The organism is Vibrio crassostreae, assembly GCF_041439375.1.
Lineage (GTDB): Bacteria > Pseudomonadota > Gammaproteobacteria > Enterobacterales > Vibrionaceae > Vibrio > Vibrio crassostreae_D.
In genome coordinates, this window is the sequence record NZ_JBGONY010000120.1 from 1 (window position 1) to 3,008 (window position 3,008).

Annotated in this window: 2 protein-coding genes; both read left to right on the forward strand. The window is 40.5% G+C overall.

From position 1 onward, the window contains the following. The first annotated feature begins 760 nt into the window (after positions 1 to 760). Positions 761 to 2,134, forward strand: a complete 1,374-nt coding sequence (gene cysS, locus ACED45_RS23805; RefSeq protein ID WP_371715189.1) for a cysteine--tRNA ligase — start codon at positions 761 to 763, stop codon at positions 2,132 to 2,134. Between the two features lie 282 nt (positions 2,135 to 2,416). Next, complete coding sequence (locus ACED45_RS23810; RefSeq protein ID WP_260869715.1) at positions 2,417 to 2,893, forward strand: hypothetical protein; 477 nt, start codon at positions 2,417 to 2,419, stop codon at positions 2,891 to 2,893. Positions 2,894 to 3,008: the final 115 nt, after the last annotated feature.

Consider the following 3,008-nt stretch of genomic DNA (forward strand, 5'->3'; position numbering starts at 1 on the left):
CAGTAAAAAATTGAACCAAATCACCAATAGTGAATTTGGACTGGTTTAGAGGGCCGATACGTATCTATCAAGCCTATTGTTGCCTTGTCGATAGTGGCACCTCTCATTATCACCTTAAACAGAGCCCTTTGTTAAAATTTAACGGCTATACCCAACGGTGAGTGGCACGCTAGGTTCGCGACTAGTGCCGCTCAATACTGAGCGACTGTCTCGAAAGTCACCTTTATCCTGAAGCGACTTAACAAATATAAAAACGCACTATTTCTGCATGAATCTTATTTCCGTGACATGAGCTGTATTTGGGAAAATACCCGCCGTCTATGATCGCTAATATTCTGGCCGAAAATGATAACGGGGCACTTTCGAGTTAGAAAGTGCCAAGAGTTAAAATTCAGGTATATGAAGACTCTGGACAGAAATGAGCTATAGCTTCAGCTAAATTAGCAATTCATGGATAACTAATAGTATGGGAAGTAGCTAAGTTTAACGCCCCTGTTTTGATAGCGCAGGTGACGTCCATTACTACCAACGATGATGCTCAACATAATCATCGAATAAATGTATTGCTTTTGTTAATCATCTATTTTAATTTAAAAAAATGACGCTAATAACTACTTCCACTCAAACTCTATGTTGTTGCTGTAAATACCTTATTTACGGCCGTTTTCGTGTAGCTATTACGTAGCAAACCTATCGCACTATTACCTAGGCCGTTGATGTTTTCATCCACGGCCTTTTTGTATTTATAAGGATATGATTTATGACCCAACCGACACTCCAGCTCTTTAATACCCTTAATAGAACACTGAGTCCGTTTTATACGATTCAACCCCGTAAGGTTGGCCTTTATGCATGTGGCCCAACCGTTTATGACTATGCACATGTCGGTAATCTACGTACCTATTTGTTCGTTGACGTCCTAAAACGCGTACTACAGATCAATGGGTATCAAGTTAATCATGTCATGAACATAACCGATGTCGGACATCTAGTATCAGATGGTGACACTGGAGAAGACAAGATGGAGAAAGGTGCACGCAAACAAGAAAAATCAGCTTGGGATATTGCTACTTTTTTTGAAGACGCATTTTTTACTGATCTTGAAAGGCTTAACATTCTCAAACCTTCTATCACTTGCCGAGCAACTGATCATATTCACGAGCAGATTTCGTTTATTCAGTCACTCGAAGCTAAAGGCTATACCTATCAAACCAGTGATGGTATTTATTTTGATACAGAGAAGTTACCCGACTACGGAAAGCTTGCGCGATTAGATATGGAAGGTTTGGAAGCTGGCATTCGCGTTGATATGGCGGAGAAAAAGCATCCTACAGATTTTGCACTATGGAAATTCACTGGCGAACAGAAACGGCAAATGGAGTGGACAAGTCCATGGGGAAATGGCTTCCCAGGGTGGCATATTGAATGTTCAGCGATGGCAGAGAAGTACTTGGGAGAAACCTTCGATATACATATCGGTGGTGAAGATCACATTCCTATACACCACACCAATGAAATTGCACAATGCCAAGCTAAAAACGGACATGTACAAGCAAACTTTTGGTTGCATGGTTACTTCTTAAATATTAACAATGAGAAAATATCTAAGTCGGGTTCTACACTGCGTTTAGAAAGCCTAATCAACAAAGGTTATGATCCTTTAGCTTATCGTTATTTAACCTTAACCAGTCACTATCGTAGCCAGCTCAGTTTTACTTGGGAAGGGTTGAATGGCGCACAAAAGGCACTACGTAGATTAAGAAAGAAAATCACTGATATGCCTGACGGTGGTAACGTTGACAACCAGTTCAAAGCTGAATTTCTTGCACGTATCAACCGCGATTTAAATATGCCGCAAGCACTCGCCTTATTATGGGAGGTCACTGATAGTTCCATAGAGCCTGCCAATAAAAAAGCGACACTACTTTATTTTGATCAAGTATTTGGCCTTAACCTTGATAAGGTTGAACAGTTAACAATCCCCAAACAAGTTCAACAGCTCGCTGAACAACGTCAACGTTTGAAAGAACAGGGGCGATATGATGAAGCAGACACAATCCGAGAGCAAATTCGAGCTTTGGGATATCAAGTTAACGATAGTACTAATCAATCGAGTGTAACCAAGTTACTTTAATTAAAATCACCCGTTTTACCGAATAAGAGGTTAGCAATCGCCTCTTATTTCTGGGTTATGGGCTGGTTTGAGCTTACACCGTAATTCATAAGGCTCGTATTAGAAAAAGTCGGCCAAAATTGTGATAATGAAAGCCACAGTGTTATTAATTAAGCTTATATTGGGGCAAAACCTTGTTAGCGCTTTTGCTAGATTCGCCAGCTCCTTGGTTTGTGGTGGTACATTGACTACTCATGATTTATCCTATTAGACGTAAATACAATAACCGTGGCTGAGTTTAGATTGGATAAGAATAAAGAAAGCTACCTACCGGAGAATCACATAACTCCCGAACTTTTTGTGCAACACGCTTGGGATATGGACTTTAGAATTTCTATCGCTGACTCGGCGGTACTTCACTCTGATTTCATCAAACAAGCCTCCATACTCGCCGATAAAAAAGACATAAGTGTTCACTATTTAGACTTTTCTGAGTACGACACGGCAGCGGCGGCATTATCCGCAAAAGAAAATTCAGGTTTTCTTGAAGCGCTCGAAGATGGAAGCAAAAAATCTTTACTGTGGTTTGTTCATTGCGACTCACTCGCACCTTTGAATGTCGCTGTTACATACTCTCTCCGTACAGCCTTAACAACGAGGCCAGGAAACAACACACAGTCAGTATTCATCGCAACTAAAGCATCATTGTTAATGATGTTTGCTAATCGTGAAGCACCTTTTTATCAAAGCCATTACAATTTAACTGGCTATAGTCGCTAACTTTATAGCTCTTCCAATCACCTCAAGGGCAAGCATTGTGTCTACTTATTCAATTTGGCGAAACTGATCCGCACCAGCAGTTTTGGACACTGAGTTAAGTGAGTACAATCACTAA